The organism is Priestia veravalensis (assembly GCF_001457055.1).
GTDB classification, from domain to species: domain Bacteria; phylum Bacillota; class Bacilli; order Bacillales; family Bacillaceae_H; genus Priestia; species Priestia flexa.
In genome coordinates, this window is the sequence record NZ_KQ758627.1 from 113,181 (window position 1) to 129,242 (window position 16,062).

Genomic DNA, 16,062 nt, shown 5'->3' on the forward strand with positions numbered 1-16,062 from the left:
ACCTGACTTTTGTAGGTTTGTTTCGACGTTAACGACTAATGCCCTTCCCTCAAGAGTGTTTTATCCTCCGACTTATTGGTTATTCAGTCATCATAGGCAATCTTGTAAGCGGTACTACGGCATCACTGCCACTTCCATAAATCTATGTTATAGCTGTTACTTTTCCATAGAAACACTTTTAACGAAGTGCAACCTTCTGATGTGTTGGAAGCTTCTCACGTTCCACTATTTCTATCTTTACATAATCTACTTAGGTTCCCCCTAAATCCCGTTGAGCTTGACTGTGCCTGTAACACAGTATGGACTTTCATAACCAAACGTTTACTCATCCACACTCAAAATTCCTATTAGGAACCCATATCATTTCTGATATGTGACATTCACGAGAAGTCAATCGAGGGTTCGTCCCAGTTATTCTACTGATTCTAACCATATAGATTTTATAGACACCAGACCTATCGTTCACAGAAGCTTTATAGCTCCCTTTCCTCAGCCGTACTGTTAGGGTGACCTTCAGCCTACTTTAGCGGGCTTCAGACAAAAGTTGTTTTTGCATTACTTCTTATGCCTGCCGCAGCTTCAGTGAGTGTGTTTCAGGGCGTTACCCCATCATTCCACACTTCGAAATAGTAGTTCTCCTAGCATTATAGCTAGTGGCTAATCTTTTCAATTAGCAACGTGACGCACTCAAATCGATATCCGGTACTTTATCTCCTTTGAAACCAAGGAACGTTTCAAACGGAATGTCATGTCCGTCTTTTTTATACGGAGTGCCACATTCGACGCAACTTTTATCAGGGAGGTCAAATCCAGAACCTACCGAACCGTCATCAAAAAACTCCGAATGCTTACATGAAGGGCAAACATAGTGCGGCGGCAGTGGATTTACTTCGGTAATTTCCGTCATCGTCGCTACAAATGAAGATCCGACAGAACCACGCGACCCAACGAGATAGCCGTCATCTAGCGATTTCTTTACAAGCTTATGAGAAATTAGATAAATAACCGCGAAGCCGTGACCAATGATACTTTTTAACTCTTTTTCCAACCTTGCTTCAACAACTTCAGGCAAATCGTCTCCATAGATGCTTCTAGCCATCGCATAGCTCATCGCCCTCATTTCTTCATCGGCACCTTCAATTTTCGGCGTATATAAGTCGTCTTTAATCGGCTTAACTTCTTCAATCATATCAGCAACTTTTTGCGTATTGGCTACGACAATTTCCTTGGCTTTATCAGCACCTAAAAATGAGAAGCACTCCAACATTTCATCTGTTGTGCGGAAATGAACGTCCGGTAGCTGATGACGATTAAGCGGATTAGCGCCACCCTGTGAACTAATTAATATTTTTCGATATATTTTATCTTCTGGATTCAGATAATGAACGTTTCCAGTAGCAACTACAGGCTTCTCTAACTTTTCACCGAGCTTCACAATATTGTTAATAATGTCTTTTAACGCTCGCTCATCTCGCACCAGCTCTAGTTCGATGAGGTGCTTGTAGTTTTCAGGCGGCTGTACTTCAATGTAATCATAGAATTCTGCCGCTTCTTGCACTTCATCGATACCTTTTTGCATCATTCCTTCGAATACTTCACCGCGGTCGCAAGCAGTCCCGATTAAAATCCCTTCTCGAAACTTTTGAAGTTTGGAACGCGGGATACGCGGTACACGATAGAAATAGTTTAAATGAGAAATTGAAATGAGCTTAAACAAGTTTTTTAAGCCTGTTTCATTTTGAGCCAACATCGTTACATGATACGGGCGTGCGCGCTGGTAAGCATTCCCTTCTCCCATATAATCGTTAAGCTGATTATGATTTAAGATATCACGTTCAAACGCATCTTTTAACATTTTGACTAGTAAATAACCAGTTGTTTCAGCATCATAAATCGCACGGTGATGCTGGACTAGCTCTACATCAAACTTTTTCGCTAACGTGTTCAAACGATGATTTTTCATATGTGGATATAAAAACCTTGCTAGCTCTAAGGTATCAATCACACCATTTTGTACTTTTTCAAATCCAGCTCGCTGTAATCCTGCATTTAAAAAGCCCATATCAAAGCTCGCGTTATGTGCAACTAAAATGTCATTTCCAATCCAATCGCTGAACTTCTTTAAGACCTCTGAAGCATCTGGCGCATCTTGTACCATGTCATCCGTAATACCCGTTAACTCAATTGTCGTAGCTGAAAGAGGGTGATGCGGGTTAGCAAAGCTTTCAAACTTATCAATGATTTCTCCCTCTTTCATTTTAACAGCAGCCAGCTCAATGACCGTGTCATACACGGCTGATAAACCAGTTGTTTCTACGTCAAATACGATATACGTGGCATCTGGAAGCGAAACATCTTGAGGATTATATGCAATCGGCACACCGTCATCCACGAGATTTGCTTCGACACCATATAAAATTTTAATCCCGTTTTTCTTTCCCGCACCGTATGCTTCAGGGAAAGACTGTGCTACAGCATGGTCCGTTACGGCAATGGCTTTATGTCCCCACTTTTTAGCTTGACCAACCAATGTGCTCACCGATGTTACAGCGTCCATTTGACTCATCGGTGTATGGAGATGAAGCTCAACACGCTTTTCGTCATCAGAAGCTTTATCCTGTCTTGTAATTGGTGAAATTTCATTCACATCGTTTCCAATCATAACAAGATCGCGTACAAACGTATCATTTTGTACACTGCCTCGTACTTTCACCCACATGCCTTTTTTAATTGCTTGAAGCAGTGGAATATCTTCTTTATCGCGTGAGAACATCTTAATCATAATGGAATTTGTATAGTCTGTAATTTTAAAGATTAATAGCGTACGGCCGCTTCGAAGCTCTCTTGTTTCAGCATCAAATACATAGCCTTGTACAGCAATTCTCTTCTCTTCATCAACAATGGTATCAAGTGAGACCACTTCATCTTTAATTGTATAACCGATTGTAAGCGGACCTTTTGGTAAATCTGGCCCATCACTTTTATCGTTTTCTTTATTCTGCATTTCAGTAATGGCCTGAAGCACTTTTTCTGTATCTTCCTGCTTGCGCTGCTCAACAAACTGTTGAAAAGCTTCCTCAGAATGCACAACCTCTGTTACCAGCTGCATCTGTGGAAAACCATAGGACGAATACTGGTCGGCAATTAGCTGACCATATTTTTTTCGCAGAGCCGTTCCTTCCGCCTCATGTCTTGCATTTAATACTAGCTTTACACCATTTAGCGTTGGCCTTTGTCCTTGTAAAAGCGACATAAGTAAAGGCGAAATACCTTGAAGTTCACTGATACAATGTTGCCAGTAGCTTTGAATGTCGTCCTGTGTACATTCTTTCGTCTCTGCTGTAATAGAAAAAGAGACGTTTGCTATATGTGAGAAAGCTGACCGAATACGTGTTTGAAAAAGCTCATACACATTAAACGGAAGCACTCGTTGAAATTGAAAGTAAAAGTGCCATTTTTTTTGTTCTTTATTAATGACTACCTTCTCAATTGAGGCTTGGTCAAAATAAGGAACAACTTGGTCACTCGTTAACTCTAACTGCTGCAGCAGTAGCTTAAAACGCTCTTTTTTTCCTAGCGTTTGTTCTCCCAAAACTTCTGCCTCCTTTAAAAAATAATGCACTTCATTTTAACATAAACCTAGCATCGGCTGTTGATGCAATGCTTATAAAATCAAACGAAAATCGCTCAACTGCAAATACGAAACTTGTCATATTTGCATTGAGCGATTTTAAAATTAGCGTAAATTACTTAGCTAACATTTCCATAATTTTTGATTCTACTTCATCAACATGGACTTCAAATGATTCCCCTGTTTGACGCATTTTCACTTCTACAATTCCTTCTGAGGCACGTTTACCAACCGTAACGCGCACTGGAATTCCAATTAGATCTGAATCTGCGAATTTAACTCCTACACGTTCTTGTCGATCATCAAGCAGCACTTCTACACGACGATCTAATAGCTGGTTATATAACGTTTCACCAAGCTTGCGCTGCTCATCATTTTTCACATTTACCGTGATAACATGGACATGATAAGGCGCAACAGCTTGAGGCCACACAAAACCTTTCTCGTCATTAAACTGCTCAGCAATCGCTGCTAATGTACGCGATACACCAATTCCGTAACAGCCCATAATCATTGGCTGAGAACGGCCATTTTCATCTAGGTATGTTGCGCCCATTGCTTCGCTATAGCGCGTACCTAATTTAAATACGTGACCCACTTCGATTCCTTTAGCAAACTTAATAATACCTTGTCCATCTGGAGAAGCGTCTCCCTCTTGAATAAAGCGGAAGTCTTCATATGTTGCTGTAAAATCTCTCTCTGGATTCACGCCTTGGTAGTGAACACCATCTTCGTTTGCTCCGCATACGCCATTTACAACAGCTTTTACTGCATGATCTGCGACTACTTCAATCTTCTCGCTTACTTGAATAGGACCAAGTGAACCAATTTGAGCTGCCATCACTTCTTTTGCTTCCTCTGGCGTTGCAAGCTCAACAACTGTTGCTTCAAAATAATTTTTTACTTTGATATCATTAATCTCATGATCTCCACGAGCTAAGACCAACACAAAGCGATCATCTACCTTAAATAGCAGCGACTTAATGCATGATGATGCTTCGACATTTAAAAACGATGCAACTTCTTCAATTGTGCGCGCATCAGGCGTATTTACTTTTTCAAGTTCAACAGGTGCTTCGTTTGATTTCTTATACTGCGTTACGACTGGAGCCATTTCAATATTTGCAGCATAAGAAGATGTATCTGAATAAGCAATTGTATCTTCACCGATTTCAGATAGCACCATAAACTCATGCGTATCTTTTCCACCCATTGCCCCTGAATCTGCAATAACTGCGCGGAAGTTTAATCCGCAACGCTCAAAAATGCGGCTGTATGCTTCGTACATCTTATCATACACTTCATCTAAGCTTTCTTGTGAAGCATGGAAAGAATAAGCATCTTTCATCACAAACTCACGACCACGTAATAGTCCAAAACGCGGACGTTTTTCATCACGAAACTTTGTTTGGATTTGATATAGGTTTAAAGGTAATCTTTTGTATGATTTTACTTCATCACGAAGCAAGCTTGTAATAACTTCTTCATGCGTTGCGCCTAAAGCGAATTCACGGCTATGGCGATCGTTCATACGCATTAATTCTGGTCCATATGAATACCAACGGCCAGACTCTTTCCACAACTCTGCTTGTTGAAGTGCAGGCATTAGCAATTCAACTGAGCCAGCACGCTCCATTTCTTGTCTTACAATTTCTTCAACCTTTTGAAGCACTTTTTTACCTAAAGGTAAGAAGCTGTATACACCACTAGCATTTTGGCGAATAAAGCCTGATCTCACTAAAAGCTGATGACTTTTTACTTCTGCATCAGCAGGTACTTCTCTTAATGTAGGAATTAATGTTGCACTTTGTCTCATAACCTTGCACCTCTTTACTCACTTCTCTATTTTCATAGTTTATCACGCTTTTACAACCACAGTAAGCCCCTATTTACAGGGGCTTACCTTTGTTCATCACGTATTCCCTATTTGTTTTTATAAAAAGAAACTTTGAATGTCATTCCACGTTACTACAAGCATTAATAGCATAAGTAACGCAAATCCAATAAAGTGAACTACACCTTCTTTTTGACGATCAATCGGCTTACCCCGTACTGCTTCAACTGCAAAGAACACGAGACGTCCACCATCTAAAGCCGGAATAGGTAATAGATTCACGATTCCTAAGTTGATGCTTAAAACAGCCGCCCACTTCATTAGGTAGTAAATACCTGACTGTGCCACTTGGTCAGTAGCTGCATAAATACCAACAGGACCTGAAAGCATATCAAGTGAAAACTGTCCTGTCACTAGCTTTCCTAACCCAGTCACAATTTCTTTCATCCACGTTGCTGTTTCAGTTGCGCCGTTTGTGATAGAGCCAATTACCGACTTTTCAACAGGTGCATACACACCTATTAAACCGATTTTTTCTTCTCCCATTTCACGACTATCCGGTGTTACCTCTATTTCACGCGTTTCATCACCGCGATTAACAGTGAACGTAATCTCTTGCTCTGGATGCTTACGGATGACTTCAACAACATCTTGCCATGTCGAAACAGCTGCACCATCAATTGCTTGTACTTCATCACCTTGTTTCAAGCCCGCTTCAATAGCAGCGCCGTCCTTTGTTAATTCACCAAGTACCGGCTTATCAACTGCATAGCCTTGTGAAATCCCTAGCACCACAAAAATAACGAAAGCTAGCACAAAGTTCATTAAAGGACCTGCAAAGATAGCCATAGCACGTTGTCCCAATGTTTTGGAAGCAAATTGACGACTGTACGGTGCGATTTGAACCTCATCACCATCAACAATAAAGTACGACTCTTCAGCTACTCTAAAGGTGTGTAATCGTTCTTCATCTTCTGATTCATATCCTTTAATAACCATTTCATGCTCTAAGTCTGCATGCTCTACTTCAATCACTCTAGCATCTGGATATTGCTCTTTATTATTAATAATGACTTTTTCTACCTTTTCATCATTATTAAACAGTAAGCCAATAACCTGACCCGGTTTCACATCAATCATTTCCGGATCTTCCCCGGCCATACGTACGAATCCACCTAATGGCAATAAGCGAATTGTATAGACTGTTTCATCTCGTTTGAACGAAAGAATTTTCGGCCCAAAGCCGATAGCAAATTCACGGCATAGAATTCCAGCTCGTTTCGCAAAAATTAAATGCCCTAACTCATGGAAAAAGACAAGAGCACCAAAGATAATAATAAACGCAATGACCGTATTCAATGGGTATGCCCCCCTTCTTATGATAAGGTGAAACGTTAATCAGAAATGTACGCCTTCTTAAGTTATCATACTAACTTTAATTAGTACGAGCTAAAAGGTTTACAAGTTTTCTTGTTTCTAAATCTACTTCTTTTATTGTAGACAAGCAAGGATTTTTTATAACCTGATGCTCATTCATTGCTCGTTCAATCACATCTTCAATCTCTAAAAACGTAATAGCCCCATCTAAAAAGGCCTGAACAGCGGATTCATTTGCTGCGTTTAAAACCGTTGGCATCGTACCGCCTACTTTACCTGCTTCAAAAGCAAAACGCAAACATCTAAAGCGGTCTTGATCCATTTTCGAAAAGTGTAGCTGTCCAATATCAGCCAAGCTTAAACGATCTGTGCCCTGCAGCGGTAAGCGTTTTGGATAGGTTAACGCATATTGAATTGGCACGCGCATATCTGGTGTTCCAAGCTGTGCAATTACACTAGTATCAGCAAACTCCACCATTGAATGAATAATACTTTCTTTATGTAATAATACATCAATTTGTTCATACGGAATATCAAAAAGCCAGCGTGCCTCAATGACTTCTAGTCCTTTATTCATCATAGTAGCTGAGTCAATTGTAATTTTTGCGCCCATCGACCAATTTGGATGATTTAACGCTTCTTGAACGGTTACACCTTTTAACTCTTCTCTTGTTTTATCTCGGAAGCTACCGCCAGAAGCTGTTAAGATTAAACGATCGATTGCTTTATCATCTTGCCCTTGAAGGCTTTGAAAAATAGCTGAATGCTCGCTATCTACTGGTAAAATGTCCACTCCATACTCCTTAGCCGCACTCATAACAATATGGCCTGCTGTAACTAACGTTTCCTTATTGGCTAACGCAATTGTTTTTCTCATTTTAATCGCTTCAAGCGTTGGTACTAATCCAACACTTCCCACAACGGCATTCACTACTACTTCCGTTTCCGGGTGTGTCGCTACCGCCACCAAACCTTCTTCACCATACATGAACGTTACGTTTGGAAACTCCGCCTGCAGTGTTTCACTGTCTTCTTTGTTCATAAGTGAGACAAGAGATGGCTTACATACTTGAATAATCTTGCGTGCTTCTTGTACATTTCGACCAAATGACATAGCTACAAGTTCAAAAGAATCACAGTGAGCTTGAACAACGTCAACTGTTTGAAGTCCAATCGAACCTGTAGCACCTAATAAAGAAAGTTTCTTCAAATATATTCACTCCCATTACTTCAAAGACATGTTTTTACTGAGTAGACAAGCCTTAGCTATTTTTAATTATGGTTCTACTAGAGAGATAAAAGAAACGCCAGAATTGGCATAATAAATAGCAGACTGTCAAATCGGTCTAGTATTCCTCCATGCCCCGGTAAGAGTTTACCTGAATCTTTTACTCCATAATGTCGTTTAAATGCCGACTGTACTAAATCTCCCATTTGTCCAAACAAAGAGATGATGATTCCAATTAAAAGTACTGCGCCCATGGACTGCTCAATGCCCGACGTGACTTTAAAAATAACCGCAACTACTAATGCACATACTACTCCACCAACAAAGCCTTCAATTGTTTTATTAGGACTAATCTCAGGCCACAGCTTTCTCTTCCCCATTGCTCGTCCGATAAAGTAAGCGCCAGAATCAGTTGCCCAAATTAAAAGAAATGCGAAAAATAAATATGTTAACCCATGCTCTGCACGAACTTCAATAAAGTAGTGAAAGCCTAGCCCTACGTAAATGGTCGTTAATAAAAGAAAACCTACGCCATCAAATGTAAATACATTTTTTACAACTACTGTATACATTAATAATAACAGCGTAGCAAATAGAGCTACTTCTACTTTATGTTCACTTACCATTTGAAATGCAACATCTGAGCTATTTGGTAGTAAAAACACCCACGTTAGTAGGAAACTGATAATGCTGGGAAAAGACAATGGTTTGATTTTTTTCATATTTAACAGTTCAACAACACCAATTGTTGCTAACAAATACATTAAAGCAGTAAATGGCATGCCACCAATCATGACAATAGGAACAAACACCGCTAGTGCAACAATGGCTGTAATGATTCTTTGTTTCATGTTAGTTCAACACCCTCTTAGACTCCACCAAAGCGACGCCCACGATTTTGGAACGCCTCAATTGCTTCAATTAAATGATTTTCTTTAAAATCTGGCCATAATACATCTGTAAACCAAAATTCAGTATAAGCTAACTGCCAAAGCATAAAGTTACTTAAGCGCAGTTCACCACTTGTTCGAATTAACAAATCTGGATCTTGTAAGCTCTTACTCATTAAATACGAAGAAAACAATTCGTCATTAATTTCAGAAGGATTTAAATTGTTAGATTCAACATCCTTCGCAATAGCCTGGACAGCCTTAACGATTTCATGTCGACTTCCATAATTAAGTGCAAAGTTCAAAATAAGGCCTGTATTATCTTTTGTTTCATCAATTGCCTTATCAACTGCACGTAATGTATGAGAAGGTAGTTCACTCTTATCTCCCATAATGCGCACCTGAACATTTTCTTCAATCAGCTCCGGTAAAAAAGTCGTTAAAAATTCCTCAGGTAACTTCATAAGGAATTCTACTTCCACCTTTGGTCGTTTCCAGTTCTCTGTTGAAAAAGCATATAAAGTTAGCGCTTTAACGCCCAATTGACTTGCTGCTTTTGTAATTTGTCGAACGACTTTCATTCCCTCATGATGTCCCATCATTCTAGGAAGTGCTCTTTTTTGTGCCCAGCGCCCATTACCATCCATAATAATTGCAATATGTTCTGGTACAGCCTGCTTCTTCACTCGCTCTTTTCGTTCCTCAAAAGACTGTGTGCCTGGATCTTGACTTTTTTTCCATGCTTGAATTTTTTTTAACATGCAAAGGTCCCCCGTTGTATGTTCTCATTGACATTTTGTTCTTTGTCATTCGATATTTTGTCTTACTACACATTATTAACAAAAAAACCCCCTGTAAACAATAGAGGGTCTTTTACAATATATTTTACATTGAAATGACTTATACCGCCATAATTTCCTGCTCTTTATCTTTTGTCACGCTATCAACTTTAGCAATGTGGTCATCCGTTAACTTTTGAATATCATCACTATATCCGCGAAGATCATCTTCTGTAATTTCACCGTTTTTCTCTAACTTTTTAAGGTCATCGTTTGCATCACGACGAATATTACGAACTGCTACTTTCGCATCTTCAGACGCTTTCTTCACTGTTTTAACAAGCTCTTTACGACGCTCTTCTGTTAAAGCAGGAATTGATAAACGGATGATTGAACCATCGCTTGTTGGCGTTAGGCCTAGGTCAGATTTCATAATTGCTTTTTCCACTTCACCAAGCTGTGATTTATCATAAGGTTGGATTACCAACATACGAGCTTCCGGTACGCTAACTTGTGCAAGTTGATTAATTGGTGTTGGAACACCATAATATTCAACCGTCACGCGGTCTAATAATGAAGCACTCGCACGTCCAGCACGAATTGAAGCTAATTCACGACTATATGACTGAAGTGCTTTTTCCATTCTTTCCTTTGCATCTTGCAACACTTGTTTTGCCATCATTATTTCCCCCTTACAATTGTTCCAATATTTTCGCCTGTTACGGCACGTTTGATGTTTCCTTCTTCCGTAATCGAGAAGACGATTAGCGGAATATCATTATCCATGCATAGAGAAGAAGCAGTCGAATCCATTACAGCTAGTCCATCCTTTAAGACATCAATGTATGTTAATGTTTCATACTTTACTGCGTCTGGAACTAGTTTCGGATCAGCATTGTATACGCCATCAACATTATTTTTCGCCATTAGAATTACATCTGCTTCAATTTCAGCCGCACGCAACGCAGCTGTCGTATCAGTAGAGAAGTAAGGATTTCCTGTACCTGCTGCAAAGATTACAACGCGTTTCTTCTCAAGGTGACGAACCGCTTTTCTTCTTATGTATGGTTCAGCAACTTGTCTCATTTCGATAGATGTTTGAACGCGAGTTTGTACTCCAATGTTCTCTAAGCTATCTTGAAGTGCTAGTGAATTCATAACAGTTGCAAGCATGCCCATGTAATCTGCAGCTGCACGGTCCATTCCCATTTCGCTACCAATTTTACCACGCCAAATGTTTCCACCACCAACGACTACTGCTACTTCAACGCCTAAGTCATAAACGTCTTTCACTTGCTCTGCAACCGACTTAATGATAGAAGGATTAATACCAAATCCGTCTTCTCCTGCTAATGCTTCGCCACTTAATTTTAATACAATACGATTATATTTTGCTTGACTCATGCCTAACCTCCATCGTCAACGGTGAGATCCATTTTTTTGAAAAAGGGAACACAGAGTGTTCCCCATTTAATCACATTCTTACTTTTTAACTTGGCTCATTACTTCTTCAGCAAAGTTATCTTGACGCTTCTCAATACCTTCTCCTACTTCAAAGCGTACAAAGCTCTCTACTGTTGCACCTTTGCTCTCAACGAATTGACGAACTTTTTGATCAGGATTTTTAACAAATGTTTGATCTAATAAGCAGATATCTTCGAAGAATTTGCTTAAGCGACCTTCAACCATTTTTGCAACGATTTTTTCTGGCTTACCTTCGTTTAATGCTTGCTGTGTTAATACTTCACGCTCACGCTCAGTCTCTTCAGCAGAAACTTCGTCACGAGATACATATTTAGGGTTGATAGCAGCGATGTGCATTGCAACATCTTTTGCAGCTTGCTCATCAGTTGTACCAGATAATACTGTTAATACACCAATACGTCCACCCATGTGTAAGTAAGCACCAAATGCGTCAGCATCTGTTTTGCTTACTACAGCGAAACGACGTAGAGAAAGTTTTTCACCAATTGTAGCGATTGCTGAGTTAATGTGCTCTTCTACAGTAGCTCCATTTTCCATTTTTTGAGCAACAGCTTCTTCAACGTTAGCTGGTTTGTTAGCTAAGATATGTGCAGCAAGTTCTTTTGTTAACTTCTGGAAACCTTCGTTTTTCGCAACGAAATCTGTTTCAGAGTTTACTTCAAGGATAACTGCTTCGTTACCTTGTGTTTCGATGTAAGTTAAACCTTCAGCAGCGATACGATCAGATTTCTTAGCCGCTTTAGCAATACCTTTTTCACGTAAGAAATCGATTGCTTTTTCCATGTCACCGCCAGTTTCAGTTAATGCTTTTTTACAATCCATCATACCAGCGCCAGTTTTTTCACGTAATTCTTTTACCATTTGAGCTGTAATTGCCATAATAAATAGCCTCCTTATTTGGGTATGTACTCTATATCAATTAATTAAATCTTTTCAAAAAAAGGTGATAAAAGGCTATTCCCTCTTATCACCTTTCGTGGAATTAAGCAGTAGTTGTTTCAGTTTCAACTGCTGTTTCTTCACCTTGTTTTGCTTCTAAGATTGCATCAGCGATTTTAGAAGTTAAAAGTTTCACAGCACGAATTGCATCATCGTTTGCAGGGATTACATAATCAATTTCGTCTGGATCACAGTTTGTATCTACGATACCAACGATTGGGATGTGTAATTTTTTAGCTTCTGCTACTGCGATACGCTCTTTACGAGGATCGATGATGAATAATGCATCAGGAAGTTGTTTCATATCTTTGATACCGCCTAAGAATTTCTCAAGACGCTCTAACTCTTTTTTAAGTTGAACTACTTCTTTCTTAGGTAGTACTTCAAAAGTACCGTCTTCTTGCATTCTTTCGATGTCTTTTAAACGCTTAATACGTTTTTGGATTGTAGAGAAGTTTGTTAATGTACCACCTAACCAACGTTGGTTAACGAAGTACATACCAGCGCGAGCTGCTTCTTCTTTAACAGAATCTTGAGCTTGCTTTTTAGTACCTACGAATAACATAGTACCGCCATCAGCAGCTAATTCTTTAACGAAGCGGTAAGCTTCTTCTACTTTCTTAACTGTTTTTTGAAGATCGATAATGTAGATACCGTTACGCTCAGTGAAGATATATTTCTTCATTTTTGGGTTCCAACGGCGAGTTTGGTGACCGAAATGTACACCAGCTTCTAGTAATTGTTTCATTGAAATTACTGACATGTGTTTTTCCTCCTAATGGTTTTGATTATCCTCCGCTCATTTCATCTTTAGCCAAAACTACAAAGCGTAGCACCAATGACTAAATCAATGAGCGTGTGTATTAACACCAAAAACAAATATAGCACACTCACTTTTCACAAGCAAGCCTAAAATGCAGTTTATTGTTGAAATTTCAATAATAACTCAATTTCAGTTTTCCCTCTATATAGATTTTTCGCAATTTCTTCGATTGTTAAACCTTTTTTTTGCAGAGAAAGCGCAATTTCTTGTACTTCATTTCTAGATAATTTACTAGCTTCTTCCTTTGTCAGTTCGTTTTCACTTCTTTCAACTTCTTCGGTCATCTCTTGTTGAAGAAGTTCTGCAAAAGACTCTTGTGGTTCGCTTTTTAAATCTATTTTTTGATAAGCAATATCTAACTTTTCTTTCCCTTCCTCATCAGAAGGTGGTTTTGTTATAGACACACCTGGCTGTTCAGCTTCTATTCGCTTCATTCTTTGCTGCACCTTTAGTAGAAAAGCATCGTTTTGAGCATCCACTTCCGCTAAATAAGTCGCCATTGTGCTATCCATTTCCTCTATTATTTCACGCTGTTTTTTTTCTAAAGCATTTACCGAATACAGTTGCTGACGCAACCGCCAAATAACTAGAAGCGTCACACTATGTAAAACAAAGCTAATCATTAATAAGATATACATTGTAAAATCCCTCTAACCTACATCATTTTATTTAACGTATTTCTTAGTTTGAACAAAGCTTTTGAGTGTATTTGTGAAATACGTGATGTGGATAAACCTAAAACGTGTCCAATTTCAGTAAACGTCAATTCTTCTTTATAAAATAATGAAATGACAAGCTGCTCTTTCTCATTAAGCTTTTCAATTACCCGAACCAGTTCCGCAAAGTATTCTTCTTTTAAAAGATGGTCTTCAGGAGTAATCATTCTCTCGTCACGGATTGTATACGATTGGTGATCACCTTCATCATGCTCTTTTATTGGTTCTTCAATTGATAAAACATTAGTGAAAAAACCTTCATTCATCACATGAATGACTTCTTCTTCTGTCATCTTTACTTCACTAGCAATCTCTTGAACAGTAACATTTCGTAAATAATGTTGTTCAAGTTTTTCAATCGTATGCTCCACTCTTTTGGCTTTTTCACGTGCGCTTCTAGAGAGCCAATCTTCTTTTCTTAATCCGTCTAAAATAGCACCTCTGATACGGAACGATGCATACGTATCAAATTTCAAATCACGTTTATGGTCAAATTTTTCAAGTGCATCATACAACCCCATTAAGCCAAGGCTTTTTAACTCTTCTTTATGTACATTTCGAGGTAAACCCACTCCAATTCGTTGCACATGGTAATTGACAAGCGGCATATATTGCTTCACAAGCAAATTACCAGCCTCTTCATCTCGTTCTTTTGACCATTTTTCCCACCGTTTCTTTTCATCCATTACATTTACACTTGTCATGACGGCTTCTCCCCCTTCTTTCGTACAATAAATAGCTACCCTTTTAGCTTACTGGCTAGATTTCAACCACACCTTTGTTTACCGTTCGAACCATTAGTCGTGAAGTTGTGGGATCGAATTCAATTGTTCTGCCGTTTGTTCCTCCCACATCTTTTGATATTAACCTAATATGATGCTGTTTTAACTCCTGCTCCACAGCTATAATATTTCGAGCGCCAATTTTCATAAAATCATTATTTGAAGTAAATTGAAACATCTGCGCACCACCTGCTATTTTGGCACATAAGTGTCTTTTATTTACACCTAAATGTACGAGCATTTCAATCAAATCAATAATGGCTGTATCTGCATACTTAGCCCGGTTGAATGACTCTTTCACATGCCGAGAATCCGGCAGCATAATATGAGCTAGACCCGCTACCTTTAAGATGTCATCATATAATACAACTCCTACGCACGAGCCTAATCCTGCTGTGCGAATTAAATCAGGTCCTTGCACAACATTCATATCTGAAATACCAACTTTTACAATATGCTTATCCATGCAATGGTACTCCTAATGCTTGAAATAATGGTTGAATAGAATCGTTGTCTGGAACAAGGAGGAAATTCCCTTTCATAACGGAAGAGTGCGCTTGTTCTTGTAACATTGTTTCAATTATTAAAACCGATTCCATCTGATACCCTTCTTCCAGTAATCCACTCGTCATCGTAGCACCAAGCATATCTACACAAACAGCTGGTAATGAAGGGTAGATATGAAGGCTTGTTAAATCTGCAAGAGCAGTTAAATAGGAGCCACATAAAATATTCCCTATTTCATATAGCGTAGACCGCATTAATTCTGATTCAAGGAAATTCAAACTTTCAATTTCTATTGAAGGTTCATCTAATAAATAGCCTAGTAATGTCTTCGTATCATCTACTGATAATAGAAAAAACAAGCTACCTTGAATATCTCCTTTAATCTGTAATAATAGCTGCACTACTACTCGCTCAGGACCTCCAATTTCTTCAACCGCTTCGTTTATATCAGTAACTTTTACGCTTGGAAGCTGCATCTCAATTCTTTTTTTTACCAAATGAGAAAGGGCCGTGGCTGAATTAGCAGCTCCAATATTTCCTATTTCTCTCAAAACATCTAAATGGATTGCGTCAAACTTCAAATTGTCTAAGTTGGTTTTATTCTTGGTCATCCAAACCTAAAACCTTTCCTAAATTCACTAGTACTATTAAGCGCTCCTCTACTTTTACAACACCGCTTATATAATCAGCTTCAATACCTTCGATGACTTCAGGTGCTGGTTCAATATGGTCATCATAAATATCTAACACATCGTTTGCTGCGTCTACGATTAAGCCAACTTCAATATCGTTTATTATGACAATAATAATTCGTGTATGATCTGTATGAGTTTGCTCTTGCAAGCCAAACTGCTTTCTCAAATCTAGAATTGGAATTACTACTCCACGTAGGTTGATGACGCCGCGCACATATTTTTCTGTTCGAGGGACTCGCGTGATATGTTGCATTTTCTCAATTGATTTAACCTGCTCTACTGCAATTCCATACTCTTCGTTCCCCAGCTGAAATACAATGAATTTTGTCTCCATTTCGCTCTCCTCCACTACGGTTTAAAACGTTGTTTTCCCAAA

General features: G+C 38.9%; 14 protein-coding genes and 1 pseudogene. All 15 read right to left on the reverse strand.

Going from position 1 to position 16,062, the window contains the following annotated elements; translation table 11 throughout:
- Nucleotides 1–679: 679 nt before the first annotated feature.
- Nucleotides 680–3,592 (reverse strand): annotated as a pseudogene (locus AS180_RS00595) (PolC-type DNA polymerase III); the annotation flags it as partial.
- Between the two features lie 154 nt (nt 3,593–3,746).
- Complete coding sequence (locus AS180_RS00600) at nt 3,747–5,447, reverse strand: proline--tRNA ligase (RefSeq protein WP_062686202.1); 1,701 nt, start codon at nt 5,445–5,447, stop codon at nt 3,747–3,749.
- A 117-nt stretch (nt 5,448–5,564) separates the two neighbouring features.
- Nucleotides 5,565–6,824, reverse strand: a complete 1,260-nt coding sequence (gene rseP, locus AS180_RS00605; RefSeq protein ID WP_025908953.1) for an RIP metalloprotease RseP — start codon at nt 6,822–6,824, stop codon at nt 5,565–5,567.
- A 76-nt stretch (nt 6,825–6,900) separates the two neighbouring features.
- A complete protein-coding gene (gene dxr, locus AS180_RS00610) occupies nt 6,901–8,052 on the reverse strand; it encodes a 1-deoxy-D-xylulose-5-phosphate reductoisomerase (RefSeq protein WP_025908954.1) in 1,152 nt (383 codons plus the stop codon).
- A gap of 77 nt (nt 8,053–8,129) precedes the next feature.
- Nucleotides 8,130–8,921: a phosphatidate cytidylyltransferase gene (locus AS180_RS00615; protein ID WP_025908955.1), complete on the reverse strand. Its 792-nt coding sequence runs from the start codon at nt 8,919–8,921 to the stop codon at nt 8,130–8,132.
- A 17-nt stretch (nt 8,922–8,938) separates the two neighbouring features.
- Nucleotides 8,939–9,721: an isoprenyl transferase gene (locus AS180_RS00620; protein WP_025908956.1), complete on the reverse strand. Its 783-nt coding sequence runs from the start codon at nt 9,719–9,721 to the stop codon at nt 8,939–8,941.
- Nucleotides 9,722–9,860: 139 nt separating this feature from the next.
- Nucleotides 9,861–10,418, reverse strand: a complete 558-nt coding sequence (frr, locus tag AS180_RS00625; protein ID WP_025908957.1) for a ribosome recycling factor — start codon at nt 10,416–10,418, stop codon at nt 9,861–9,863.
- A gap of 2 nt (nt 10,419–10,420) precedes the next feature.
- A complete protein-coding gene (gene pyrH, locus AS180_RS00630) occupies nt 10,421–11,143 on the reverse strand; it encodes a UMP kinase (RefSeq protein WP_025908958.1) in 723 nt (240 codons plus the stop codon).
- Nucleotides 11,144–11,221: 78 nt separating this feature from the next.
- Nucleotides 11,222–12,103, reverse strand: coding sequence for a translation elongation factor Ts (tsf, locus tag AS180_RS00635; RefSeq protein ID WP_025908959.1), 882 nt, complete (start codon nt 12,101–12,103; stop codon nt 11,222–11,224).
- A 103-nt stretch (nt 12,104–12,206) separates the two neighbouring features.
- Entirely contained in the window at nt 12,207–12,926 is a 720-nt protein-coding gene (gene rpsB, locus AS180_RS00640) for a 30S ribosomal protein S2 (protein ID WP_025908960.1), read from the reverse strand.
- A 158-nt stretch (nt 12,927–13,084) separates the two neighbouring features.
- The gene (locus tag AS180_RS00645; protein WP_025908961.1) at nt 13,085–13,624 is read right to left on the reverse strand and encodes a hypothetical protein; all 540 of its coding nucleotides are present in this window, start codon (nt 13,622–13,624) and stop codon (nt 13,085–13,087) included.
- A gap of 17 nt (nt 13,625–13,641) precedes the next feature.
- A complete protein-coding gene (locus tag AS180_RS00650; protein WP_062686204.1) occupies nt 13,642–14,406 on the reverse strand; it encodes a FliA/WhiG family RNA polymerase sigma factor in 765 nt (254 codons plus the stop codon).
- A gap of 55 nt (nt 14,407–14,461) precedes the next feature.
- Nucleotides 14,462–14,950 carry a chemotaxis protein CheD gene (locus tag AS180_RS00655; protein WP_025908963.1) on the reverse strand — a complete coding sequence of 163 codons (489 nt, stop codon included), beginning with the start codon at nt 14,948–14,950 and terminating at the stop codon, nt 14,462–14,464.
- Entirely contained in the window at nt 14,943–15,602 is a 660-nt protein-coding gene (locus tag AS180_RS00660) for a chemotaxis protein CheC (RefSeq protein WP_025908964.1), read from the reverse strand. Before AS180_RS00660 ends, AS180_RS00655 begins: the two co-directional genes overlap by 8 nt.
- A complete protein-coding gene (locus AS180_RS00665; RefSeq protein WP_025908965.1) occupies nt 15,589–16,020 on the reverse strand; it encodes a chemotaxis protein CheW in 432 nt (143 codons plus the stop codon). Before AS180_RS00665 ends, AS180_RS00660 begins: the two co-directional genes overlap by 14 nt.
- Between the last annotated feature and the right edge of the window lie 42 nt (nt 16,021–16,062).